At 70.9% G+C, this 22,185-nt stretch carries 20 protein-coding genes and 2 pseudogenes; 12 read left to right on the top strand and 10 right to left on the bottom strand.

Going from position 1 to position 22,185, the window contains the following annotated elements; translation table 11 throughout:
• The first annotated feature begins 41 nt into the window (after positions 1-41).
• The 3 genes from DSM104299_RS27410 to DSM104299_RS27400 all read left to right on the top strand — a co-directional run bounded on the left by DSM104299_RS27410 (position 42) and on the right by DSM104299_RS27400 (position 3,410).
• Positions 42-1,592, top strand: a complete 1,551-nt coding sequence (locus tag DSM104299_RS27410) for a PucR family transcriptional regulator (protein ID WP_272474853.1) — start codon at positions 42-44, stop codon at positions 1,590-1,592.
• Between the two features lie 78 nt (positions 1,593-1,670).
• The gene (locus DSM104299_RS27405) at positions 1,671-2,270 is read left to right on the top strand and encodes an urea carboxylase-associated family protein (RefSeq protein WP_272474852.1); all 600 of its coding nucleotides are present in this window, start codon (positions 1,671-1,673) and stop codon (positions 2,268-2,270) included.
• 9 nt (positions 2,271-2,279) lie between these two features.
• On the top strand, positions 2,280-3,410 hold the full coding sequence (locus tag DSM104299_RS27400) for an NADH:flavin oxidoreductase (protein WP_272474851.1): 1,131 nt from the start codon (positions 2,280-2,282) through the stop codon (positions 3,408-3,410).
• Between the two features lie 37 nt (positions 3,411-3,447).
• On the opposite strand, the gene DSM104299_RS27395 is transcribed toward DSM104299_RS27400, so the two are convergent.
• Positions 3,448-3,957, bottom strand: coding sequence for a MarR family winged helix-turn-helix transcriptional regulator (locus tag DSM104299_RS27395; RefSeq protein WP_272474850.1), 510 nt, complete (start codon positions 3,955-3,957; stop codon positions 3,448-3,450).
• Between the two features lie 97 nt (positions 3,958-4,054).
• Here DSM104299_RS27395 and DSM104299_RS27390 point away from each other — a divergent pair, with 97 nt between their 5' ends.
• From DSM104299_RS27390 to DSM104299_RS27385, 3 genes and pseudogenes are all read left to right on the top strand, one after another.
• The gene (locus DSM104299_RS27390; RefSeq protein WP_272474849.1) at positions 4,055-4,999 is read left to right on the top strand and encodes an EamA family transporter; all 945 of its coding nucleotides are present in this window, start codon (positions 4,055-4,057) and stop codon (positions 4,997-4,999) included.
• A 29-nt stretch (positions 5,000-5,028) separates the two neighbouring features.
• Positions 5,029-5,166 (top strand): annotated as a pseudogene (locus tag DSM104299_RS29485) (SDR family NAD(P)-dependent oxidoreductase); the annotation flags it as partial.
• A 115-nt stretch (positions 5,167-5,281) separates the two neighbouring features.
• Entirely contained in the window at positions 5,282-5,899 is a 618-nt protein-coding gene (locus tag DSM104299_RS27385; RefSeq protein WP_349294479.1) for an NAD(P)H-binding protein, read from the top strand.
• Between the two features lie 66 nt (positions 5,900-5,965).
• Here DSM104299_RS27385 and DSM104299_RS27380 read toward each other — a convergent pair whose 3' ends face one another.
• The 6 genes from DSM104299_RS27380 to DSM104299_RS27360 form a co-directional block, all read right to left on the bottom strand.
• Entirely contained in the window at positions 5,966-8,515 is a 2,550-nt protein-coding gene (locus DSM104299_RS27380) for a hypothetical protein (RefSeq protein ID WP_272474848.1), read from the bottom strand.
• A 374-nt stretch (positions 8,516-8,889) separates the two neighbouring features.
• Positions 8,890-9,933, bottom strand: a complete 1,044-nt coding sequence (locus tag DSM104299_RS27375; RefSeq protein WP_272474847.1) for an enolase-like domain-containing protein — start codon at positions 9,931-9,933, stop codon at positions 8,890-8,892.
• A 65-nt stretch (positions 9,934-9,998) separates the two neighbouring features.
• A complete protein-coding gene (locus tag DSM104299_RS27370; protein ID WP_272474846.1) occupies positions 9,999-10,400 on the bottom strand; it encodes a VOC family protein in 402 nt (133 codons plus the stop codon).
• 46 nt (positions 10,401-10,446) lie between these two features.
• Entirely contained in the window at positions 10,447-12,189 is a 1,743-nt protein-coding gene (locus DSM104299_RS27365; protein WP_272474845.1) for an ABC transporter substrate-binding protein, read from the bottom strand.
• A gap of 259 nt (positions 12,190-12,448) precedes the next feature.
• Complete coding sequence (locus DSM104299_RS29640) at positions 12,449-12,694, bottom strand: ArsR family transcriptional regulator (RefSeq protein WP_432419756.1); 246 nt, start codon at positions 12,692-12,694, stop codon at positions 12,449-12,451.
• 57 nt (positions 12,695-12,751) lie between these two features.
• A complete protein-coding gene (locus DSM104299_RS27360) occupies positions 12,752-13,000 on the bottom strand; it encodes a DUF5937 family protein (protein WP_272474844.1) in 249 nt (82 codons plus the stop codon).
• On the opposite strand from DSM104299_RS27360, the gene DSM104299_RS27355 reads away from it, so the two are divergent.
• Positions 12,943-14,136 carry an MFS transporter gene (locus DSM104299_RS27355; RefSeq protein WP_272474843.1) on the top strand — a complete coding sequence of 398 codons (1,194 nt, stop codon included), beginning with the start codon at positions 12,943-12,945 and terminating at the stop codon, positions 14,134-14,136. The genes DSM104299_RS27360 and DSM104299_RS27355 overlap by 58 nt on opposite strands.
• 767 nt (positions 14,137-14,903) lie before the next feature.
• On the opposite strand, the gene DSM104299_RS27350 is transcribed toward DSM104299_RS27355, so the two are convergent.
• Complete coding sequence (locus tag DSM104299_RS27350; protein ID WP_272474842.1) at positions 14,904-16,406, bottom strand: MFS transporter; 1,503 nt, start codon at positions 16,404-16,406, stop codon at positions 14,904-14,906.
• Between the two features lie 199 nt (positions 16,407-16,605).
• Here DSM104299_RS27350 and DSM104299_RS27345 point away from each other — a divergent pair.
• Both DSM104299_RS27345 and DSM104299_RS27340 read left to right on the top strand, forming a co-directional pair.
• A pseudogene (locus tag DSM104299_RS27345) lies at positions 16,606-16,776 on the top strand (winged helix-turn-helix transcriptional regulator); the annotation flags it as partial.
• 336 nt (positions 16,777-17,112) lie between these two features.
• A complete protein-coding gene (locus tag DSM104299_RS27340; RefSeq protein WP_272474840.1) occupies positions 17,113-17,595 on the top strand; it encodes a tautomerase family protein in 483 nt (160 codons plus the stop codon).
• Here DSM104299_RS27340 and DSM104299_RS29635 read toward each other — a convergent pair.
• Positions 17,492-18,958 carry a tyrosine-type recombinase/integrase gene (locus tag DSM104299_RS29635; protein ID WP_432419792.1) on the bottom strand — a complete coding sequence of 489 codons (1,467 nt, stop codon included), beginning with the start codon at positions 18,956-18,958 and terminating at the stop codon, positions 17,492-17,494. The genes DSM104299_RS27340 and DSM104299_RS29635 overlap by 104 nt on opposite strands.
• A gap of 125 nt (positions 18,959-19,083) precedes the next feature.
• Positions 19,084-19,425 carry a helix-turn-helix domain-containing protein gene (locus DSM104299_RS27330; RefSeq protein ID WP_272474838.1) on the bottom strand — a complete coding sequence of 114 codons (342 nt, stop codon included), beginning with the start codon at positions 19,423-19,425 and terminating at the stop codon, positions 19,084-19,086.
• Between the two features lie 208 nt (positions 19,426-19,633).
• On the opposite strand from DSM104299_RS27330, the gene DSM104299_RS27325 reads away from it, so the two are divergent.
• The 3 genes from DSM104299_RS27325 to DSM104299_RS27315 all read left to right on the top strand — a co-directional run bounded on the left by DSM104299_RS27325 (position 19,634) and on the right by DSM104299_RS27315 (position 21,831).
• Positions 19,634-20,008: a hypothetical protein gene (locus DSM104299_RS27325; protein WP_272474837.1), complete on the top strand. Its 375-nt coding sequence runs from the start codon at positions 19,634-19,636 to the stop codon at positions 20,006-20,008.
• A 23-nt stretch (positions 20,009-20,031) separates the two neighbouring features.
• Positions 20,032-20,229: a hypothetical protein gene (locus DSM104299_RS27320; protein WP_272474836.1), complete on the top strand. Its 198-nt coding sequence runs from the start codon at positions 20,032-20,034 to the stop codon at positions 20,227-20,229.
• A 375-nt stretch (positions 20,230-20,604) separates the two neighbouring features.
• On the top strand, positions 20,605-21,831 hold the full coding sequence (locus tag DSM104299_RS27315; protein ID WP_272474835.1) for a DNA sulfur modification protein DndB: 1,227 nt from the start codon (positions 20,605-20,607) through the stop codon (positions 21,829-21,831).
• The last annotated feature ends 354 nt before the right edge of the window (positions 21,832-22,185 follow it).

Raw genomic sequence — 22,185 nt, 5'->3', positions numbered from 1 at the left:
GCGAACCTCCAGTCGTCTGGCTCGGTACTGTCCGTTTGCCCATGGCCACCATCCGTGAGCTCGCCGCCCTGCCGGAGCTGCGCATCGCCGTCCTCACCGACCCGGTCGCGCTCGACCGCGAGGTGCGCTGGGCCCACGTCACCGAGCTCGAGGACCCCAGCCCGTACCTGCGCGCCGGCGAGCTGGTGCTCACCAACGGCATCTGGCTGGCCGGCAACCGGGGCATCGCCAGCTACGTCCGGGCGGTCGCCGACAGCGGCGCCTGCGGCCTGCTGTTCGGCCTGCTGGCCGAGCGCCCGGCGGTGCCCGACGGCCTCGTCGACGCCTGCCGCGCGGCCGGGGTGCCGCTGCTCACGCTGGCCATCGAGGTGCCGTTCGCGGCGGTGACCGAGGCGCTCGCGGCGCTGCAGGCCGCCGAGCGCCAGCACGAGCTGCTCCAGTCCGTCAGCCGCGGCGACGCGCTCGTGCAGGCCGTGGCCCGTGGCGCGCACGAGACCGACGTGCTCGCCCTCCTGACCCGCGATCACCAGCTCCCCGTCGCGCTCGTCGACCATGCCGGCCAGATCATGGCCCATGACGGCCTCGCGCCGGAAGCGCTCGACGTCGACGCGATCCTGGGCGCCATCGACGGCCCGCGCCGCGCGGAGGTGGCGCTCGCCGACGGGCGCCCGGCGGCGATCTACGCCGTCGAGGGCCTCGGCGCCGTCGAGGCGCTGCTGGTCTGCGGCCGGTCGGTGGTCGAGCTGACGCCGGCCGAGCGGGCGGCGCTGGCCCAGACGGCGCGCTTCATCACGCTGGAGGTCACGCGCCGCCAGGCGCTGGCCGCCGTCGAGGCGCGCTTCGCCGGCGAGCTCATCGAGATGGTCCTCGACGCCACCCGCCGGGGGCACGAGGTCCCGGGTCGCCTGCGCTCGTTCGCGCTGGATCCGGACGGGCCGCTGGTCGCGGTCTCGGTCGCCTTCGCCGACGAAGGGACGCCGACGGCGTCGGGGCTCAGCACGGTCGTCGGCCGCTTCTGGCTGCAGCGCGGCGCGGCGGTGGTCGTGCCGCAGGGCACCGACGACGCGCTCGCCGTCGTCGCCTGGCCCCACGACCCGGAGGCGCTGGCCGAGGTCGCCGAGGCGCTCGTCGCGACGGTCGTCGGGGCGTGGCCGCGCCGGCGCGCGGTGGCCGGGGTCGGACGCGTCGCCGACGGCCACGCTGGCCTGCGCCGGAGCCTGCTGGAGGCCCGCGAGGCGCGGCGCGCCGCCCAGCGCCGGCGCCGTGGATCGCCGGTGATGACGTTCCACCACGTGGGGTCCCATCGCGTGCTGCTCGGCCTGCAGGAGCAGACGGCGCTGGAGGAGTTCACCAGCGCCGTGCTCGGGCCGCTGCGCGAGCACGACCGGGCGCACGGCTCGGACCTGGAGCGCACGCTGACGGCGTTCCTGGCCGGCGGCGGGCGCTGGAGCGTGACGGCCGACGCGCTTCACGTGCACGTCAACACGCTGCGCAACCGGCTGCGGCGCATCGAGGAGCTCACGGGCCGCGACCTCCAGAGCACCGAGGACCGCGTGGACTTCCACCTCGCGCTGCACGCCTTCGGCGATTGACGTTCACACACCATTTCGCCACGAGAGTGGAGCTATCTCCAATTCCGGACGGTGCCCTGGCGTGGTGGTGTGCCGACCATGCGCAGCGTCGAGACCCCGACCGTCCTGACCGTGCCCGCCGCCACCGGGCGCGCGGTGCTCGTCGAGCGCGGCCGGACGTTCCGCGTCGTCGACGTCGAGGGCGGGCAGGTCGGCGACCTGTTCGCGTTCGTCGCCGCCGACCCGTCCGAGCACGTCAGCGCGGCGCACACCCGTGCGCGGCTGGACCGCCTGTTCCCGCGGCCGGGCGAGGCGTTCGTCTCCACGCTGCGACGGCCGCTGCTCGAGCTCGTCGCCGACGACACCCCCGGCGTCCACGACATGCTGATCGCCGCCTGCGATCCCGCGCGCTACGCCGCGCTGGGCGCAACCGGCCACGCGTCGTGCGCCGAGAACCTGCGGACCGCGCTCGCCGAGCACGGCGTGGCGCTGGACGTCGTGCCGCAGCCGATCAACCTGTTCATGAACATCCCGGTGGACGCCGGGGCGCTGAGCTGGCGCCCCGCGCTCACCCGTCCGGGCGAGGGCGTCACGCTCCGGGCCCTCGACGACCTGCTCGTCGTGCTGTCCGCCTGCCCGCAGGACCTCGTCGAGATCAACGGCGGTCGTCCGACGCCGCTGGCCATCCACCTCAACTAGGAGCTCCCCATGACCGCCGTCCATCCTGTCCTCGAGCCGATCCGCATCGGGTCGCTCGACCTCGCCAACCGCGCGGCGGTCGCCCCGATGTCGCGGGTCAGCACCGCCGGCGACGGCGTGCCCACCGAGGCGATGGCGCGCTACTACGCGGCCTTCGCCGCGGGCGGCTTCGGGCTGGTCGTCGGCGAGGGCACGTACTTCGACCACGCGCACAGCCAGGCGTATCCCGACCAGCCGGCGCTCGTCACCGACGCGCAGGTCGCGGGCTGGCGCGCGGTCGTCGAGGCGGTGCACGCCCAGGGCGGGCGCATCGTCGCCCAGCTCATGCACGCCGGCGCGCTGGTCCAGGGCAACGCGCACCGGTCGGAGGCGATCGCGCCCTCGGCCGTCGCGCCGAAGGGGCGCATGCTCCGGGGTTACGGAGGCCCGGGCGGACCGTACGCGACGCCGCGCGCCGCGACCGCGGGCGACCTGGAGGAGGTGCTCGCCGGCGTCGCCGCCGGCGCCGCCCGGGCGCGGGAGGCCGGCTTCGACGGCGTCGAGATCCACGCGGCCAACGGCTACCTCTTCGACCAGTTCCTGACCAAGTACACCAACCTGCGCGACGACGCCTACGGCGGCGCGCCCGAGCGCCGGGCCCGCCTGACGGTCGAGGCGATCGCCGCGGCGCGGGCCGCGACGGACGGCGAGCTGCTCGTGGGCGTCCGCGTCTCCCAGGTCAAGGTCAACGACCTCGCCTACCGCTGGGACGGCGTCGAGGAGGGCCGCGCGATCTTCGGCGCGCTGGCGCAGGCGCTCCCGAGCTACGTGCACGTCGCGAGCGAGGGCGCCCCGTGGGTGCAGACGTCGTTCCTGGCGCCCGACGTCAGCATCACGGGGCTCGCGCGCGAGTGCTGCGCGGTGCCGGTGATCGCCAACGGCGGCATGCACGACCCGGATCTGGCGGGCTCGGTGCTCGACGACGGCCACGCGGACCTCGTCGCGCTCGGCCACGGCGCGCTGGCGAATCCCGATTGGCCGCGGCGGCTGGCGGAGGCCCGCCCTCAGGAGGCCTTCGACGGGGCGATGCTCAGCCCGGAGGTCACGATCGAGAACGCCGAGCGCTGGCACGCCGAGCGGGTCGGCGACCTCGTCGGCTGACCGTCCTCGCGGGCGGTGAGCGGCGACTCGGCGTCGCTCACCGCTCCGGCTGGGCCGGAACGTCCCCGAGCCCGGTGAGCAGGGTGCGCAGCAGCGCCGCGAGCTGCTGCTGCTGCTTGGCGCTCAGCGACGCCAGCAGGGTCTCCTCATGCGCGACGTGCTGGACGAGGGCGTCGTCGATGAGCGTCTGACCGCTCGCGGCCAACGTGATGACGACCGAGCGCCGGTTGTGCGGATCGGTCTCGCGCGTCACCAGGCCTCGGGCCACCAGCCGGTCGATGCGGTTGGTGATGGCGCCAGACGTGACCATGGAGCTGGCCGAGAGCGCGCCGGCGGTGAGCCGGAACGGCGGCCCGGACCGGCGCAGGGTCGCCAGGATGTCGAACTCCCAGAGCTGCAGGCCGTGGTTGGCGAAGTTGTCGCTCAACGCGCGATCGAGCAGGCGGCTCGCGCGCTGGACGCGGCCGATGACGCCCATCGGCGACGCCTCCACGTCGGGCCGCTCAGCGCGCCATTGCTCCAGCACGCGGTCGACGTTGTCGCCCATCCAGACCCTCCTCGCGGTCGAAGCAGTTGACAAGAGAATATCGCGAGGCCTAAACTCTTTAACGTTGAACTATACGACGTTGAAGGGAATAAATCACATGGCTCAGGCTCGCGAGCCGGCCACCGCCGACGGCGCGCCGCGCACCGCGGTGTTCACCGCTCTCGCCGCCGTCGCGCCGATGACGTGGGGGACGACGTACCTGGTGACCACCCAGTTCCTGCCGCCGGACCGCCCGCTGCTGTCCGGCGTGCTGCGCACGCTCCCCGCGGGGCTGGTGCTCCTGCTGCTCACCCACGCGCTGCCGCGCGGGCGGTGGTGGTGGCGCTGTGCGGTGCTGGGCGTGCTCAACATCGGGGCGTTCAACGCGCTGCTGTTCGTCGCCGCCTACCGCCTGCCCGGCGGCGTCGCGGCCACCCTCACGTCCATGCAGCCCCTCCTCGTCGCCGGTTTGGGCATCGTGCTGCTGGGCGAGCGGCCGACCCCCTGGCGGCTCGGTTGGGGCGTGGCGGGCGTGGCGGGCGTCGCGTTGATGGTGCTGCGCGGCAACGCGACCTTCGACGTCCTCGGCATCGTCGCGGGCGTCGCGGCCGCAGCGTCGATGGCCACCGGCATCGTGCTCGTGAAACGCTGGGGAGCTCCTACCGGTGTCGGCGTGCTGGCGTTCACCGGGTGGCAGCTCACCGCGGGCGGCCTGCTGCTCGTCCCGCTCGCGGTGCTCTTCGAGGGCGCGCTCCCCCACTTCGACGCGGCCGCGGTCGGCGGCTACGCCTGGCTGGCGGTCGTCGGCACGTTGGTGGCCTACGCGCTCTGGTTCCAAGGCGTGGGCCGGCTGCCGGTCGCGGCGGTGTCGTTCCTCGTGCTGCTCTCGCCGGTGGTCGCGACCGCGCTGGGCTGGCTGGCGCTCGGCGAGCCGCTCACCACCCTCCAGACGGCCGGGTTCCTGCTGGCCATGGCCTCGATCGTCGGCGCCCAGCTCACGCCGCAGGCGGCGCGCGCGCTCCTGGACGCGATTCCGCGGACCCGTGCCTCCGCGACCCGCTGACCCATCCATCACGAAAGGACGCACCGACCATGAGCCGCACCTTGTTGATCACCGGCGCCACCGGCAGCGTCTCCAGCGCGCTGATGGCGACGCTGCGCGACGCCGACGTCGACCTCCGGGCGCTGGTCCGCGACCCGGCCAGGGCCGCGCCGCTGCAGGACCAGGGCGTCGAGGTCGCGGTCGGCGACCTGGACGACCCGCGGACGCTGCCGCCGGCCTTCGAAGGGGGTCCAGGACCTGTGGCTGCTGGTCCCCAACGGGCCGCGCGCCTCGGAGAACAGCATGAACGCGGTCTGGGCCGCCCGGCAGGCCAGCGTCGAGCGGGTGGTCCGGCTCTCGGTGATCGGCGCGGCCCACGACGCGCCGACGCGCAGCGGACGGCTCCACGCCTTGTCGGACCGCGAGCTGCAGGCGTCGGGGATGCGCTGGACGATCCTGCGCCCCTGCTGGTTCATGCAGAACCTGCTCAACGAGGCGGACGACATCGCGGCGCAGGGAGCCTTCTCCCTCAACGCCGGCGACGGCCGGCTAGGCATGGTCGACGTCCGCGACATCGCCCAGTTCGCGGCCCGAGTGCTCACCGACGAGCCCGAGCGGCACGACGGCAAGACCTACACCTTGACCGGACCCCGATCGCTCACCTTCGCCGACGTCGCGCACGGGCTCACCCGGATCCTCGGCAAGCCGGTCGCGTACCTGCCGGTCTCCGACGAGACCCAGCGGACGACCCTCGTGGACTACGCGGTCCCGCCGTGGATCGCCGACATGATCATCGAGTACTCCCAGGCCTACGCCGCCGGCTGGGGCGACGCCGTCAGCGGCGACTTCCTCGACGTCGTCGGGCACCCTCCGCGAGACGTCGAAGACTTCCTCGGCGACCACGCGGCGGCGTTCTCCTGAGGGCTCTGGACTCCGTCCGATCTGACCTGAGGTTTCGAGCTTGCGAAGCCGCAGGCTGCGGGACGTTCAGCCGAGACCCGGCGGCGGCGGCACCGGGCGGATCGCGACGCTCCGCAGGGCGCGGACGGCCGCGACGCCGACCGCGCGGGCGGAGGCGAGGTTGCGCGCCGCGTCCGATGGCGCGATCGCCTGGGCGGTGAGGGCGAAGGTCCGCGTGCTCCCCGCGGCGATGCTCGGGATCGTCCAGCACACCAGCCGTCCGCGGCGGGTGGTGCTGTGCGGTGCCGCGACGAGATGCAGCGCGCGGGGCAGCCGGTCGCAGACCAGGACGCCCGTCGCGGGGTCGGGTCCGAGCGAGCGGACGGCGATGCGGTAGCGGATGCGGTCCCCCACGTTGACGCGCGCGTGGTCGGCGGTCTTGGCGATGCGCAGGGCGGTGCCGCCGACGACCGCGACGTCGGCCCGCGCGGCGCGGTCGGTCAGCGGGCCGGCGGAGGGCAGGACGCTGGCGACGTTGATCGCCTGGCCCGAGCGCAGGAAGGTGACGCGCGCCGTCACGGTGGTGGTCGCGCCGGAAGCGAGGTCGCCGAACCGGCAGGTGAAGGCGCCGACGAGGCGGACGCAGGACCCCCCGGCGGCCGCGATCCGGTTGACGGTGTGCGCGATCGACAGCGTGTCGACGAGGCGGGCGTCGTGCGCGGTCGTGGGCCCGGCGTTGTGCACGTGGATGGTGTAGCCGACCGTGCTGCCGACGCGGGCCCGAGGGCTTGAGGCGTGCTTGTCGACGGTCAGGCGGATGTCGGCGGCCGACACCGGCTGGTCGGGTTCGCCGGGCCCGACGATCTCGACGGGCGCCGAGGCGCGGTCGTTGGCGGGGTCGGTGTCGGGATCGGTCGTCTGGACGACGGCGTCGTTGCGGACGGTCTGGGCGGCCAGGCCGGCCGGGCTGGAGACGTCGACGGTCACCTGGGCGCTGGCGCCGGCGGCCAGCGTGCCCAGTGCGCACCGCACCGTCGTCAGCGTCTGCGTGCAGGTGCCGACGGTCACGTGCACGGCGGTCACGGTCAACGCCGGCGGAAGCTGATCGGTGACGATGACGTCGCGCGCGTCGCCCGGCCCGTTGTTGGTGGCGATCAGGACGAAGCTCGTCGGGTCGCCGGCGGCGACCCGGGCCGGGGACGCGGTCTTGCGCACGGCGACGTCGACCGAGCGCACCACGTCGACCGGATCCTCGGCGATCACGGGGGTCAGGATCTCCGGGCCGTCGAGCTCGGCCCGGTTGACCACGTGGTCGGCGATGTCGGGGGCGAGCTGCACCGTGACCGAGAGGGGCGGCAGCGCGGTGCCGGGGCGGATCGGATGCTCGAGCGAGGCGGGGTGGGTGCAGTCGACCGTGTCGGTGCCGACGATCGTCGCGCTGCAGTCCCAGCCGGTGCCGCGCGGGGGCTCGGCGACGGTCATCCCGGCGGGCAGGGGGTCGTGGAGCGTGACGGGCGCGTAGGCGACGCCGCCGTCGGCGGCGAGGGTCGCCTGGAGGTCGAAGACGCCGCGCTGCCCGGCGTGCATCGGGGCGGGCTGGCGCTTGCTCAACGTGTAGCGCGGCAGGCTCGCGACGGTCTCGACGCGCAGCGCGCGGAGCTCGTGGACGTTGGTGCCCTGGCCGGTCGAGGACCCGAAGCCGAACTCGAAGGTCGCCGGCGGGTTCGGCGCCAGCGGCGCGTCGAGGACCGGCACGAACGTCCCGTTGTTGGTCATGTCGGCGAAGACGCGGACATGGGCGTTCGGGTTCGGCGTGCCGTCCGCCTGGCCGAGCGGGTCGACCTCGACCCGGAACGTATGCGCGACGCTCGGCGCGGTCCGCGAGATCGCGTCGGGCTGGTCCAGGACCCCGGGCGCCGGGGCGGGGGCGCGATCCAGGACGCAGTATCCGCGCAGCCAGCCCGAGCCGAGCTCGCCCGGTCCGCGCAAGGTGATGTAGTTGGGATGGATGTTGCGATCGACGCGGTTCGCGCATCCGTAGCCGCGGGCCTCGCGGTCGTTGGCGTAGTTGCCGAACTCGTCGACGCCGACCCCCAGGAAGCCGCCCGGGATCCCGGGGAGGTCGGGGACGGTGGCGTCGAAGTCGATGGACTTCTGCGCGTAGCCCAGGCTCCCGCCGAAGGCGCCGGGACGGTCGGCCCCGACGCTGCCGTCGGTGAAGAACACCGAGATGCCGTCGGCCGCGCCATAGCCGGGCACGCGGGTGCCGTTGTAGGCGAACGACGTGAACGTCATCCGCAGCCCCGACGTGAAGGGGAACACATGCCGATAGATCGCGAAGCCCGAGCGGTCGTGGCCGTTGTCGGTCAGCCGCAGCGTGCCGGAGCCGGGCGGGTCCCCGCCGGGCGGGATCGACGGCTGCCCCGGCGCGCAGCCCGCGACGTTGGCCTGGGACACGTCGGTCGACGCGGTCAGGCACGGGACGAAGCTGCCGCCGACGCGCAGCGGCGCCGCCGACGTCGGACCGGCGAAGCTCTCGTCGACCAGCACGTCGGCTCGAGCGGCCGCCGCGCTCGCGGCCAGCGCGAGCACGGCCGCGAACATCGCCACCAGCTGCCGGACCGCTGCGCGCGGCATGGGTCAGCGCGGGAAGGGTCGCGTGATGCGCGTCACACCAAGCATGAGTCGCTCTCCTCGAGTGGGGATGTCCGCGACCACCGTCGCGACCCGTGGACGGCACGTCAAGCGGGTGTCGCCGCGCGACCGGCGCTCCTTGTCCCTCACACCGAATTCGAGCGTCAGTTCCCCCAACATCGGGACCGTCGGCGTGGTACGGGAGGGACGCCGACGACGGCCGTCCGGCACGGGCGACCTGACGCACGCGGGCCGGGTCGGGCTGGTCGGCGGCCGTTGTCAGCTCGCTGACGTGTCACCAGCGAACTTGGTGAGGCCGGCTGACTCTTCGCGGGCGCGGCGTGGTGCCGAGGGCTGGGCCGCGGCGTCGCTCCCGGCTAGCTCCAGCGGAACCCCGGCGCGGGGGCGCCGGGGACCAGGGGGCTCTGCGGCAGCCCCGCCGGCAGGTCGGCCTGGTTGTAGGGCGACGGCGCGACGTCGTTGGTGCTGTCGGCGTGGAAGAGCGAGGCCAGCAGCTCGATCTGGCCGCGGGCGACCTCGCGCTCGCCCATGCCGCCGCCGTACATGCGCACGCCGGTCTGCTCGCAGTGATCGTAGATGTCCAACAACGCGCGCACGCTGCCGATCCGCGACGGCTTGACGTTGACGATCGTCGTCGTGATGTCCGCCGCCGTCGCGATCGGCGCGTCGAATGACACGCGCGCCGCGTGCGGCTCGAGCAGCTCGGCCACCTCCGGCAGGTCGTGCGGGTCCTCGAGGATGGCGTCCGGGAAGCGCGGGATGACCTCGCGGTACATCGCCAGCACCGCCGCCTCGTCCTCGACCTCGACCTCGAGCCCGTAGCGGCCCTTGAAGTCGATGACGTCGACCGCGCCCGTCGCCGCGACCTCAGCGGTGAGCGACGCCGACCAAGACGGCTGCGCGTCGAGCTTGAAGCGCAGGGCCGGGTAGCGCTCCAGCCGGCGGCCGATCGTCGCGAACGATGGCGGGTCGCCGAGCCCGAGCGAGTTGGCGAAGCGCACCGGCTTCGACACGCGGCCGAGGGCCTCGGCGAGCGAGCGGCCGCTCTGCGCGAGGGCCAGGTCCAGCGCGGCCGACTCGAACGCCCACCGCCGCAGTCGACGCGCCATTTCCCACTCCGGCGGCTCGGCCCACAGGTCGAGGCCGGCGACGTGGTCGCTGAACGAGGCGAGCGTCCACGTGCCCGCGAGCGGCAGGGACGGCGCGAGCGCGAGGAACGCCCCGTCCCCGTCGATCATGGTCCCGCCGACCTCCTCGCCGAGCCCCTCGATCGTCCCGTCGCTCAGGTGCAGGATGTAGCGGCCGTGCTCCGGCTCACCGGGCGGCGCCACGTTCTCCCAGCGATGCTCGGCGATGGTCAGGGTGAGGTCGGCGACGCGACTCCAGAGCGATTCGGGCATGTCCCCAGGACGATGCCAGGGCGGCGAGCTCATCGGCGTCGCCGCTTCAGCGCGCCGGCGCCCGGTCAGCGCCGCCCCTGTGGCTCGTGGTAGACCGCTTCGACGTTGTAGCCGTCGGGGTCGAGCACGAACGCGCCGTAGTAGCCGGCCGAGTACTCGGGCCGGACGCCCGGGCCGCCGTTGTCGGTGGCGCCGGCCGCGAGCGCGGCGTCGTGGAAGGCGTCGACCTGCTCGCGGGAGTCGGCCGAGAAGGCCACATGGCCACCGCCCGTCGTCGGGTAGTACGTGGAGATCGCGAAGTCGTCCAGGTCGTCGGGGCCGAAGGCCACCTCGCGCGCGTCCTCGCTCCAGCTGCCCTGCTCGACGAACCCGAGCGGGGCGAGCGCCGCGAGGTAGAACCGCCGGCTGGCGCGCAGATCGCTGACCCCGATCGCCATGTGGTCGATCACGACTCGTCGGCTGGGCATGCGTCGGATCCTCCCAGCGCTGTCGGACCGAGCAGCGCGCTGGGGGTCACGGAGTGATCGAGGTGAAGGACAGATCCCAGAGCGCGACATAGGGGTTCGGGACGCTCGCGACGTTCGGCGCGTGCAGCAGCGTCGTCTTGTCCCAGAGGAACGGGATGGCCGCGGCGTGGCCGATCAGCATCTTGTCGATCGCTGCCCACCGGCGCAGGCGCTCGTCGCCGCTGGTCACCGATGCCGCGTCCATGGCGGCGTCGACCTTGCGGTCGTCGAACATCGAGTAGTTGATGTTGCCCCCGCGGCGGCTGATCAGGCTGCCCTTGAAGACCGGCTCGAGCATCGACTGCGGATCGGCGAAGTCCTTGAACCAGCCGGCGGCGCACATCGCGACCTTCTTGGCGGGGACCTGGCACCAGTCCGTGTAGACCTCGTCCTGCGGGACCAGGCGCAAGCGAACCTTGAACCCCAGCTTCCGCAGCTGGCTGGCGGCGACCTCGATCTGCGCCTTGCCTGGGTCGGTGTTGGCCCCCACGAGCAGGAGCCGCCGGCCGCCCTTGTACTTGCCGGACTTGTAGCCAGCCTTCTTGAGGTACTTGGCGGCGAGTGCCCGGTTCCCCGACTCGTTGGTCTTGTTGAAGTAGTCGATGTCGGGGAAGCCGTCGTAGCCGCCGGCCTCGGCGAAGCCGGGCAGGTCCGGCGGGAGGAAGTGGGTGGCGATGTCGCCGACGTCCTCGCCGCCGCGCGCCCGCCGCGCCGCCATGCGATCGAAGCCGGCCATCACGGCCTTGCGCACGTTGATGTCGTTGAACGGCTTGACCTGGGTGTTCAGCGAGAAGTACCGGAAGCCACCGGACTGCACGGTGCTGAGCAGGGTCGGCGCCGCGGCGCGCACCTGTCGCAGCACGGTGGTCGGCGGGTTGGTGTCGAGCAGCAGGTCGCGGCCGGCGGCGACCTGCCGCGCGCTCGCGGCGCTGTCGGCCGCGTCGGTGCGGATGAGGATCGAGGTGAGGTAGGCCGGCCGGTAGTCGGTGGCCGCGTCCCAGTTCGGGTTGCGGACCAGCTGGATGGACTTCCCGGACCGGTACCCGCTCAGCGAGCCCGAGGGGGTGTTCTGCACCATGTAGGGGCCGGTGAAGGCGACGTGCGTGTTGTAGGTCGACGGGTTGTGCGCGTCGAACGGCTTGGCGTACTCGGCGGGCACGGGCACGGTGATCGGCATGACCAGCGCGGTGGCGAACGACACACCCGACCGTCGCTTGAGCGAGAAGACGATCGTCCGCGCATCCGGCGTGGCGATGCCGGAGATCGAGCGGGCGCCGCGGGTCGGGCGCGACGGCGCGCCCTTGATGACGCTGAAGTAGCCCGGGTACTGGCCGCCGACGTTGGCGGAGAAGAAGCGCTCGAAGGCGTATTTGACGTCGGCCGAGGTGACCTCGCGGTTGACCGGCGGCGCGTACCTGATCCCCGGCCTGATGGTGACCGTGACGGTCTTCTGGTCGGCGGAGATCAGCGGCTGGTCGGCGGCCAGGTCGGGCACCGGGTGCAGCGCGTCGTCGGGCTTGAACGAGTAGAGCGGCCGATTGGTCGCGAGCGTCACCATCTCGCCGAACGTGTAGTAGGTGTGTCCGGGGTCGAGGAAGTCGATGTCCGACGACGCGAGCATCGTCAGGTTGCCGACGGGCACGGGCGCGGCCTGGCCGAACGCGGCACCGGCCGAGGCCGAGAGCACGGCCGCGACGACGATGGAGGTTCGAGTGATGAGTCGCAGCGCGTTGGTCAGGAGGGCGGGCATCGCGACAGCCTATGTGAGTACCAACGAGAGCACGCTGCCTGGCCTCGCGCGCGGCGTCGCCGAACGCTTGCGCGGTTGCGGCTCCTCCGTCCAGATCCGCCCAGCGTCGACGGCGCGGGAGCGGCACGACACGAAGCTCGAGCACAACCACGCCGACCTGGTGCTCGTGCCGGCGTCACACCTGGATGAGGCACGCGCCGCTCTCGAACAGACAAGATATCTGATAGGTCCCTGACCGACGACGATGAGAACTGGCGAGCTATGGGTCACGACGAGGGGTCGTGGCCTCGATGAGCTGGTCGGCGAGCTCGGTGCGACAGCACATGACGTGCCGGCCGTCGCGATAGGTTCTCACGAGACCGGCGTCGCGCAAGGTGGCGATGTGCTGGGAGATCGCGCTAGGAGTCACCTGAAGCGCCTGTGCGAGGGCGCGCCCGGCGCGTGGAACGTCGAGAGCCTGGAGCAGCTGGGTGCGGGAGCGGCCCAGGACACGCGCGAGCGCCACCGGACCCGGATCGGGGGTGGGCTCCCCAGGCCGTGGCGACGCCGCGTGCGGCGTAGATCAGGGTGGGTCCGTGACGGCGTAGATCGATGGCCACGCGAACACCGAGGGCATGAGGAGCAGCCCACGGCCGTCGAGCGAGGTCGGGGCGTGGTACCGGGTCGCGAGGTCGAGCCGGCCGCCGTCTCGCAGGTGCACGGCGCGGTGCAGGTCGGCGAACAGCGCCTGGGCACCGCCGTCTGCGAACCGGCGTGCGCGGTGAGCGACGTCAGCTTCGAGCAACGCACGGAAGGCGGGCCACCGGTCCACGAGCGTCGCAGCGAAGTACGAGGCCAGTTACGCCCAGAGATGGCGACCGTGCCTCCCGACGCGCGGTGATGGTCATCGCGGACCTGATCCGCGTGGCGAGCCAGGGGACGATGGCGGCGGTGCTCGTCACGGGCGCGGCAGAGGTGTGGATGCTCGCGCTCCTGGCCGGTGTCGCCGGTGTCGCCACCGGCTTCTTCAGTCCCGCGACGATCGGGCTGCTGCCGGCGATCGTCCCGTCCGAGCAGTTGCAGCCGGCCAATGCGCTGCGCTCGAGCGCCATCTCGACTGGTGAGATCCTCGGCCCAATCACCGCCGGCGTGCTCGTGGCCACCGTCGGAGCCGGGTGGGCGATCGCGCTCGACGCCTCGACGTTCGCGTTGAGCGCGGGGTGCCTGGTGCTGCTGCGGCTTCCCACCAACGTCGCAGCTGAGTCGAGCCCCTTCCTCAAGGACCTGCGCGAGGGATGGAACGCCTTTCGATCGCGCAGATGGGTGTGGTCAGTCGTCGCCTACTTCGCGATGGGCAACGTTGTCTGGAGCGCGTGGAACGTGCTGGGGCCGGTCATCGCCGAGCGTGACCTCGGCGGCGCGGCCGCGTGGGGTACGGCCCTGGCCGCGGTGGGCGTCGGAGCGCTCGTCGGCAGCCTGTTGGCCACCCAGGTCGATCCGCGACGGCCGCTGGTGTTCGTGGCCTTCGCCGACGGCCTCTTCGTGATCCCCCTCGCGTGCCTGGCCGCATCCCCGTCAGTGCCGCTGCTCGTCTGCGGAGCGCTCCTCGCGGGCGCGGGGATGACGCTCGGGATCTCCGTCTGGGAGTCGACGCTGCAGCGCCACGTCCCCGACGAGTCGCTCTCCCGCGTCAGCTCCTATGACTGGTTCGGATCACTCGTCTTCGCACCACTCGGGCTCGCGATCTGGGCGCCGATCGCCGCCCTGATCGGAACCAGCACCGCGCTGTGGATGGCGTTCGGCCTTGCCGTCGCGACACTCGTCGCGCTCCTTGCCGTGCCCGACATCCGCCACCTCCCCGCCAGACCCACCACGGCCATCGACGAGCCCTCCGCAGCCGAGCCCACCGCAGCAGCAGCGATTTCCGGTGAAGGGCTGGAGTGGCTCCGGGTCGATGGACGGGTCTGATCCACCCCGAGATTGCGGAGGCTGAGGCCAGCCGCCGGCGGTCGGGTACGCGAAGACCTCGCTGAGGCGGCCGCGCTCGTCGTGGTCCAGCGCGCCGGCCAAGTGGGACGACGTCGCCAAACGCTCTGCGTCGGTCGTCCAAGCGGTCGCCGACCTGCGCAACGCATCGGACGCCGGTCACGGGCAAGCGTCGGGGGCCGGAGTCCCAACCCGCATGGGCATCTGGAGTCCCGAGACACGCTGCCGGCCAGACCATCCGCACCGCCCGGTCAGTATGGGAGCGACGCTTCAGGTCGACTGGTCCTCGCCGACGCGCATGCATCCGGCGCCGTTGTCGTAAGGACCGGTTATGGCGCCCCACCGCCGCCGCCGCGGGCGCTCCGGAAGGGGTGGCCGCGCACTCTCATCCTCAACCGCGTCGACGCGGGCGACCGTCGCCGGCGACTGCTGAGGGGCGCTAAGACGAAGGCCGGCTACGACCGCGACGAGTACCCACCCGCGCTCGGCCGCGGCTTCGGCAAAGCCTTTGACGAAGGGCACCGATCCCAACCGGCTGGCGCGCCGACGTGGCGCTCGTGCCGTCGCACGAGAACCGGTGGCACGGCGCGACGATGGCCGCCAAGCTCCGTCGCTTCTGCTCGGGAACGAAGTTTCCGCCACGTCTTCTACAGACCTGCGGCATCCATGGTTTCTGGTCGCTTGGGCTTGCGGCCACCCGGTGGACCCAGCCGCTCGACCAGGGCCCACCGGGTGTTCCACAACCCCGATCAGACGGCGTCGAGCACGGAGGTGTGGCGAGCTTGTTCGTCGTCGACAGCTTGAGGATCGACCAGCTCACCACGGGTGTTGCTGGTCCGCATCGCGAAGAGCGCCGCAGCGGCGAGGCAGATGCTGCAGGCCAGCAACGCGCGCTGAAAACCGGCCGTCAGCGCCTCGGGTGGCGGGACGTGGTCGGCGAGCTGGTTGCTCGTGCGCGATGTCGCCAGCGCGGAGAACACGGCCAGGCCAAGTGCGCCCCCGACTTGCTGAAACGCGTTGAGCAGTGCTGCGGCTAGACCGGCCTGATCGGCCGGAACTCCTTCGTTGGCCGCCGTCGTCACCGAGACGAAGACGGCGCCAAGCCCGAACGAGGCCAGCATCATGCCGGGGAGCATGTCGCTCAGGAAGGAGCCCCCAACCGGGACCTTCGACAGCCAGAACACGCCGCCCGACGCCAGTAAGGCGCCACCGATCATCACCGGCCGGGTACCGACCTTGGCCAGCAACTGCGACGAGATGCCTGCCGCGATGCCCACACCGAAGCACAGCGGTAGATACGCCAGGCCGGTCTTGATCTGCGAGTAGCCGAGGACGTTCTGCATGTACAACGTCAGGAAGAAGAACATCGAGATGATCCCCGCGACGCCGATCAGCTGCGTCACGTTGGCGGCGGCTAGTCCCTTGATCCTGAAGATCGACAGCGGCAGCAGCGGGTTGGCGCTGCGCGCTTCGTTGGCGACGAAGATCACCAGCAGCGCGACAGCGCCCGCCAGCCCGGCGACCGTTCGACCGGCGCCCCACCCCACATCCGGCGCTTTGACCAAGGTGTAGACCAGAAGCAGCATGCCGGAGGTGCTCAGCACCGCTCCGCGAAGGTCCAGCTTGCGCAGGTCGGGATGGCGACGGTCGTCCTCAAACAACAGGTAGATGCAAATGACGGCTGCGATGCACACGGGCTCGTTGACGAGCAGCACCCACCGCCATCCCGGTCCGTCCGACAACACCCCGCCCAGCAGCACGCCAACCGCCGAAGCCAGACCGGCGACGCCGCCCCAGACACCGAGAGCCTTGTGGCGGTCGGTACCGGTGAACGTTGTCGTCAGCAGCGACAGTGCGGCCGGGAGCATCATCGCTGCGCCGAGCCCCTGGACCAATCGGGCGGCGACCAGCATGCCTGAACTCTGGGCCAGGCCGCCAGTCAGTGACGAAAGCGCGAAGACGACCGTGCCGGCGACGAGGATGCGCTGCCGGCCGAAAAGATCTGCGGCGCGCCCGCCGAGCAGCATGAACCCGCCGTAGGTCAAGAGGTATCCGCTCACCACCCATTGCAAGTTCTGCACGGAGAAGCCGAGGTCTTCGCCCATGGTGGGCAAGGCGACGTTGACGATCGACGCGTCAACGAAATCGAGGAACGCGATCGTGCACAACAGCGCAAGCGTCAGCTTGCCGCGACGCGTACCGAGCGCTGAAGCATCGGTCTCCGCCTCCGGCGTCGTAGTAGCTGTGGCCATTGATCACGCCTCCAGAGTGGAGCGCAACAATTGTGTGTTCGCTGCTGTCATTCGTCTAGCCCTTCGTGCGGTTGAGGCGCCCGACGAGCGTGCCGCTCGTCGTGTACAGCGATGCCTCTGGTCAGGAAGGGAGCGAAGCTAGCATCGAAGCTATACTAGGTACCTAGGGGAAACTGACTATCTGAAGAGGATGGGCCGTATGAGACAAGACGCCGTCACGAGCACCCCGCGGAGCCTCGATCCGAGGCAGGCGTGCCCGATCGACCCAGTGGTCGACATCATCTTCAGCCGCTGGACCACGCCGATCCTCTGGACGCTCAATGCCCGTGGCCGCCTGCGGTTCGTCGAGCTCAAGCGCGAGATCTCGACTCGCGCGACCTACGAGGCCGCCAACTCGGCCAGCGTGAGGTGATTGAGGCTCGGCCGCCCCCGGCTCGACGAGCTGCACGAGCCGCTTTGCCGCCGCTGCTCCCGGTCGTCGGACCTACGCCCGAGAGGCGGCCGAGGCGCGCTCGGCGATGAGCGAGCAGCGCGCCGGCCGCCGCCCTCGCCCCCGTGACCTGACGCGCCAACTGCTCGAGGCGCGCCGCCGCGCCGATGCCGAGACCGCCCGCGTGGCGACGGCCCCGGCAACGATGTAGAGTCAGTTGCATAAAGCAACTCAGCGCTCCTTCTACGGGGGCGCGAAGGAGGTCTACCCATGCCAATGCTTGACGCGTTCATCCCAGAAGGGGCGCTGTCGGTCGAGGCGGAGCAGGAGCTGCTCGCGAGCCTCACCGACATCTTGCTTCGCAACGAGGGCGCCGATCCGTCCAATCCCGTGGCCCGCTCGATCGCGTGGGTCTTCCTACACCGACCGGTGGCGCTGTACGTGGCCGGAGAGCCCACCGACGAGCCGCGTTATCGGATCATCGCCTCGGTGCCGGAGGGCCAGTTCGATGCCGATCGCCGGCAGCGGATGGTCGCCGAGGTGACCGAGACCGTGTTGGACGCCGAGCAGGGAGCCTACGAGCGGGACCCCACGCGAGTCTGGGTGTTCGCGAACGAGGTCCCGGACGGCACGTGGGGCGGCGGCGGGCGGATCGTCACTCTGGCTGACATCGCGGGCGCGGTGCTCGGAGACGCCGAGGAGGGCCGCGGGTACGCCGATCGCCGGTTGGCCGGGCGCCGCGCCGGAGTCGCCACCTGACACCGCGACCGTCGAGGTCGCGGGGCGCCTGAACGGGACATCTGACCGCTGGCGGACATCGCCAGCGGGGTACGGGCGAGCGAGTCTGGCGGGCGCGCGGCCTCCGGCGCGGTGGCGGCGGTGTGGCCGAGCGGGAGTTGCGGGCTGAGCGTCCGCCGGCGGGTCTGCCCCGCCGAGGCCGTGGTAGCGGACGCGGACGCGCAGCGCATCGACGACCGCCCGCGCTTCGGTGTCGAAGCGCGAGGCCGCAGATGGGCCTCTTTCGGCGCAGCTCCCTGCATCGCACCCAGGAGGTCGGGGGTTCGAGTCCCCCTAGCTCCACCTCGGTAGAAGCCCCGCTTTTGCGGGGCTTCTTTGTTTCCGGAGCGCTCGCGGTTGCGGGCTCTGAAGCGCTGCGGGGAACGGAGAGGGAACGGGCCTCGCGGATGGCCTGCTGGGCGGAGACCTGTGGCTGGTCCTCGAGCTCATCGATGACGTGGCCGTAGCGCGTGAGCGTCAAGCGGGCGTCGTGACCGAGCTGGCGCGCGACGTAGATGACGCTGCGGCCTTCGTGCAGGAGCAGGCTCGCGAAGCTGTGGCGCAGCGTGTAGGGCGTGGCCCGGTCGATCTGTGCTGCCGTGCGCGCGGCGTCGAAAGAGCGGCGGCGCCAGGACTGGTAGGCGGGCTCGGTCCAGGGTGCGGCGCGGTGGTTGGGGAACACGAGCGTGTTCCCCGGCGGGCGACCGCAGGCGAGACGCCACTCGGTGAGATCTGACCTGAGTGGCGCGAGGAGCCGGACCGTGCGGTGCGCGGTCGTCTTGGTGTCGGCGTCCTCGCCGAGCGACAGCGCGCGCTCGATGAGCAGCGTGTTGTCGCGGATGTCGTCCCACTGGAGCGCGAGGGCCTCGCCGGGCCGGAGGCCGGCGTAGGCCAGGACGGAGAACAGCGTGGCGTCGCGCTGGGCGGCTGCCGCGCGCATCCGCTCGACGGCGGCCGGGGCGAGCGGTCGGGTCTCCTTGCGGCGTGGGAGCCGAGCGCGACGGACCAGCCGGACGGGGTTGGCGGCGATGCGCTCGGCCTCGACGGCGCGTTGAAGGAGGGAACCGAGTAGATCGAGGGCGTGGCGGACCGCGGTAGGTCCAGCGTCGGCGGCGAGCCGGTCGGCCTGCCAGCGCGAGATCGTCTCCGGCCGGATCGCTCGGAGCTGGAGCGGGCCGAGGGTCGGCGCGATGTGATGGTCGTAGAGCGAGGCGTAGTGCTTGCGCGTCTTCGGCGCGAGCATGACGCTGTGCGTTGGTGCCCAGGTCTGGATGACGAACTCGTCCAGGGTCTCGCGCCCGCCATCGAGGGAACCAAGAACACCAAGTTCCCTGCGACGCGACACCTCGATACCGAACCGCTCGGCATCGCCCTTGCGGCCGAAGCTGCGCGACCGGTTCCGGTCTCCCTCCCGATACCGGACCACCCACTTCGCACCTTTGCGATGGACACTCACGACGGCTGCCGATGCTACGCCGACCGACGGGGACGGTCGTCGATCTGGGCGAAGGTCGTTGCGAGCGGGGAACGGTCGCGTGCGAATCGACGGGTAGTTCGTGACACGTCGGCGGCCTCGTGCGTCCACTCATCCACTGCGTCCGTGGCGATGTACCAGCGCGACCCGCGCTTGACCGCGCGAAGTTCCCCGCGACTTCTCGCGTTGCGAACGACGCGCTCGGTAACGCCGAGGGTCGCCGCCAACGTCGCGACGGTGTAGGCGGGCGTCCCGCGGCCGCTCCCTGCACCGACGAGCCGACGGAGCGCAGCCAGCGCCTCGGGATCACCTGCGATCTGCGACAGGAGCTCTGCCACGCTCGGAGGCTCGAAGGGCACGTCTTCCTAGTCGACGAGGCGACCGGAACACCCTCGACCAATCGCACCACCAGAGGCCGCATTCAAGCGGATGCAAGTGTGTGCCGGTCCTGGTGGCTCGCTGAATCAGGGTCGTCGAAGCGACCGGAACGGTGCTCGTCGGGGGTCGCCGAGGTGCTCGATACGGTGGCTGACGATGCCGGGTCCGATGTCGCTGTTGCGGTCAGTCGAAGTGGTCGTCGTCGGGGAGCCGCAGCGGCTGTATCGGGTGAGTCGTGCGCGGGACGACGAGCGGTTCGCTGAGGCGTTGCGGTCGCACTACGAGCAGGGTCTGCCGCCTCGCGGCCCCGAGGACCGCGCAGCGGTCATCCACATGGCGCTCTCGATGTTCGCCTCGGCCGACGTCGCGGCCCAGCTCGCGGGCCGCGTCCCAAAGCTCGGCGGGCACGTCGCGACCATCGATCTGGTTCCCGGACTCGGTCTCTGCGTCGCGAAGACCGGCGGCCCGGCGCACTGGTCGGTGTGGGGCCGGCCGCTTCAGCTTGCGAGTTGCGTGACCGATGTTGTGAAAGTCAGCAGCTGACCTCTACCCTTGGCGTTGCAGCGATGACCTACTCGATCTTCGACAGCACCGGGAACCTCGTCGACGCGTTCAACGAACGCGCCGCCGCTCTCGACTGCCTCGCAGGCATCGCCCAGGCTGAACCGGAGTCGGCGAGCGAGGTCTTCCTCATCGCCCAGGACGACGACGGCAACACGGTCGGCGAGACCGTGTTCGCGTCTTCGGTCTCTGTTCCGGCTTAGCGCGCAGTTGTACGGAGACCGGCTGGTCTCGTCGGCGCAGGCGACGAGGCGGTGGAACCCGCCCAACGTCGTTCTGCCAAGCCCCTCAATCAGGCGAGAGAGCCTGTCAGCCTGATCACCTCGTGTCTCTAAGCCACCCTCGAGCTGTTTTTGATCACCCTGGGCGCCTAGATCGAGAGTGCTTCAATCCTTCTCGAGATTGTCTTTTGCATCTCAGGGGTTGACCGTACAGCCTCGGGGGCCTATGCTCTCAAAACAAGAAAAGGCCGCTGGAGCGCGAACTCCAACGGCCTTCTACCGAAAACCAAGCCCGAGGGCCTGATCGCAGCGGTGCGACGATGGTACCTCAGGCGAGAGCCTAGGAGGCAAAGCGTCATGGACGCTCCGCAGCAGCAGTTCACCCTCGATCTCTCGGCCGGGATCTACATCAAGGGCATCCAGCTGTCCGAGAACTCGTTCCTCGCAACGACGAACTTCGGGCAGCTCGAGGCCGTCATGCGCGATCCGCGCGATCTTCAGCCGAACGCTCGCCGAAGCGGGTATGAGGCCGAACGGCTCGAGGAAGAAGCAGCCATCCACGAACTCATCCAGCGGGCGCTCACCGGGGCCAAGAAGTCAAACGTCCCGAAGTACGCTCAGTACATCCGGGATCTCGTCGTCGGTCACATCGTTGGCGTCCTGCCCCCGACCCATACGTGGTCTCACGACCAGCTCGAGGTCGTGTCACCCCCCGGGGGACGTGACACCTACATCTTGCTACCTCAGGGTCAGAAGTTGCTGGCGATCGACGGCGAGACGCAAGTGACGGGTCACTTCGTGGTCGCAGGCGAGGAGGCCAGCCCCGAGATCAAGACCGCGCATCGCAAGTTCCCTCTCGCGATGGTGATTCATCACGGCATCCCTACGAACGCGGCTCGTCAGTTCTTCCACGATCTCAACATCCTTGCCGTCCGTCCCAACACGAGCCTCGGCCTGTCGATGGACACAAAGGATCCGCTGATGAAGATCGTGGGTGACATCGAGACGAAGGTGCCGTTCCTGACTGGCGCAGTCGACAAGCAGGCCCGACAGCTGCCCAAGCGCAGCAAGAAGAAGATGACCGTGCAATCTTTGCGGCAGTTCGTGGTCAACACGAAGTTCGGCATGGCCGGCGTCCAGTACGGCTCGAAGCCCGCGCCCATCGATGACCAAGACATCGAGGAGCTCGAGAAGGTCGCTCGCGATTGGATCGAGTTGTACCTCAACACGTTCGCAGCGGCAGTGGTAGACCGCGAGAACTGCTTGGCGGGTTCGGCCCCTGTGCTCGCAGCCGTCGGCGCAATCGGTAAGGGCATCCTCGACGCGGACGAATGGGATCGCACTCGCGTCATGCGCGACGCGATCGAGTCCTTGAAGGCCGTCGACTGGTCGAAGGGTGAGCATTGGGCTGGCGTTGCGGGTAAGTTCACCGCGAAGGGCGCCTTCTCGGTGGGCGGCACGAAAGAAGTCGGATACGCGGTCTACAACGTCCTCACCGACAAGTCGAACCCCGGCTTTGCGCGCGTCCGTTCCAGCGTGGCCGTTCCGCAGGTGTCGGAAGTCCCGCAGGAAGTGATGTCGTAACCGGCTGACGGCCGAAACTGCTCGCCGGTGGCTTCCTGGTTGCCTTCCTCGATAGCCGCCGGCGCAGCGCCTCCCGTGATCTGAGCGGGCCTCTCGGCGTCGAGAGGCCCGACGAGTCCAGGGGAACGGAGAGGGAACACCCGGGGAACAACGAGCGACCCTGACGGTCACCGACGCCGCCCGAATCCCCCGTCAGAACAGCCTCCCCTGACCATCCGCGTCCTCCCACAACCCAAGTTGCTTGCATCGCACCCAGGAGGTCGGGGGTTCGAGTCCCCCTAACTCCATGTGAATGGAACCCCTGCTAACACAGGGGTTTCGTCGTCTCGGGAGCGTTGTTATGCGGCCTGCTTC

The sequence above is a fragment of the Baekduia alba genome (assembly GCF_028416635.1).
In the GTDB taxonomy this organism is placed as follows: Bacteria; Actinomycetota; Thermoleophilia; order Solirubrobacterales; family Solirubrobacteraceae; genus Baekduia; species Baekduia alba.
This window is presented reverse-complemented; position numbering and strand designations above follow the sequence as displayed.

What these genes read in the sequence shown, in the direction of transcription:
- DSM104299_RS27410 (WP_272474853.1), top strand. Translation starts at nt 42, where the DNA reads ATGGCCACCATCCGTGAGCTCGCCGCCCTGCCGGAGCTGCGCATCGCC.
- DSM104299_RS27405 (WP_272474852.1), top strand. Translation starts at nt 1,671, where the DNA reads ATGCGCAGCGTCGAGACCCCGACCGTCCTGACCGTGCCCGCCGCCACC.
- DSM104299_RS27400 (WP_272474851.1), top strand. Translation starts at nt 2,280, where the DNA reads ATGACCGCCGTCCATCCTGTCCTCGAGCCGATCCGCATCGGGTCGCTC.
- DSM104299_RS27395 (WP_272474850.1), bottom strand. Translation starts at nt 3,957, where the DNA reads ATGGGCGACAACGTCGACCGCGTGCTGGAGCAATGGCGCGCTGAGCGG.
- DSM104299_RS27390 (WP_272474849.1), top strand. Translation starts at nt 4,055, where the DNA reads ATGGCTCAGGCTCGCGAGCCGGCCACCGCCGACGGCGCGCCGCGCACC.
- DSM104299_RS27385 (WP_349294479.1), top strand. Translation starts at nt 5,282, where the DNA reads ATGAACGCGGTCTGGGCCGCCCGGCAGGCCAGCGTCGAGCGGGTGGTC.
- DSM104299_RS27380 (WP_272474848.1), bottom strand. Translation starts at nt 8,515, where the DNA reads ATGCCGCGCGCAGCGGTCCGGCAGCTGGTGGCGATGTTCGCGGCCGTG.
- DSM104299_RS27375 (WP_272474847.1), bottom strand. Translation starts at nt 9,933, where the DNA reads ATGCCCGAATCGCTCTGGAGTCGCGTCGCCGACCTCACCCTGACCATC.
- DSM104299_RS27370 (WP_272474846.1), bottom strand. Translation starts at nt 10,400, where the DNA reads ATGCCCAGCCGACGAGTCGTGATCGACCACATGGCGATCGGGGTCAGC.
- DSM104299_RS27365 (WP_272474845.1), bottom strand. Translation starts at nt 12,189, where the DNA reads ATGCCCGCCCTCCTGACCAACGCGCTGCGACTCATCACTCGAACCTCC.
- DSM104299_RS27350 (WP_272474842.1), bottom strand. Translation starts at nt 16,406, where the DNA reads ATGGCCACAGCTACTACGACGCCGGAGGCGGAGACCGATGCTTCAGCG.
- DSM104299_RS27340 (WP_272474840.1), top strand. Translation starts at nt 17,113, where the DNA reads ATGCTTGACGCGTTCATCCCAGAAGGGGCGCTGTCGGTCGAGGCGGAG.
- DSM104299_RS27325 (WP_272474837.1), top strand. Translation starts at nt 19,634, where the DNA reads ATGTCGCTGTTGCGGTCAGTCGAAGTGGTCGTCGTCGGGGAGCCGCAG.
- DSM104299_RS27320 (WP_272474836.1), top strand. Translation starts at nt 20,032, where the DNA reads ATGACCTACTCGATCTTCGACAGCACCGGGAACCTCGTCGACGCGTTC.
- DSM104299_RS27315 (WP_272474835.1), top strand. Translation starts at nt 20,605, where the DNA reads ATGGACGCTCCGCAGCAGCAGTTCACCCTCGATCTCTCGGCCGGGATC.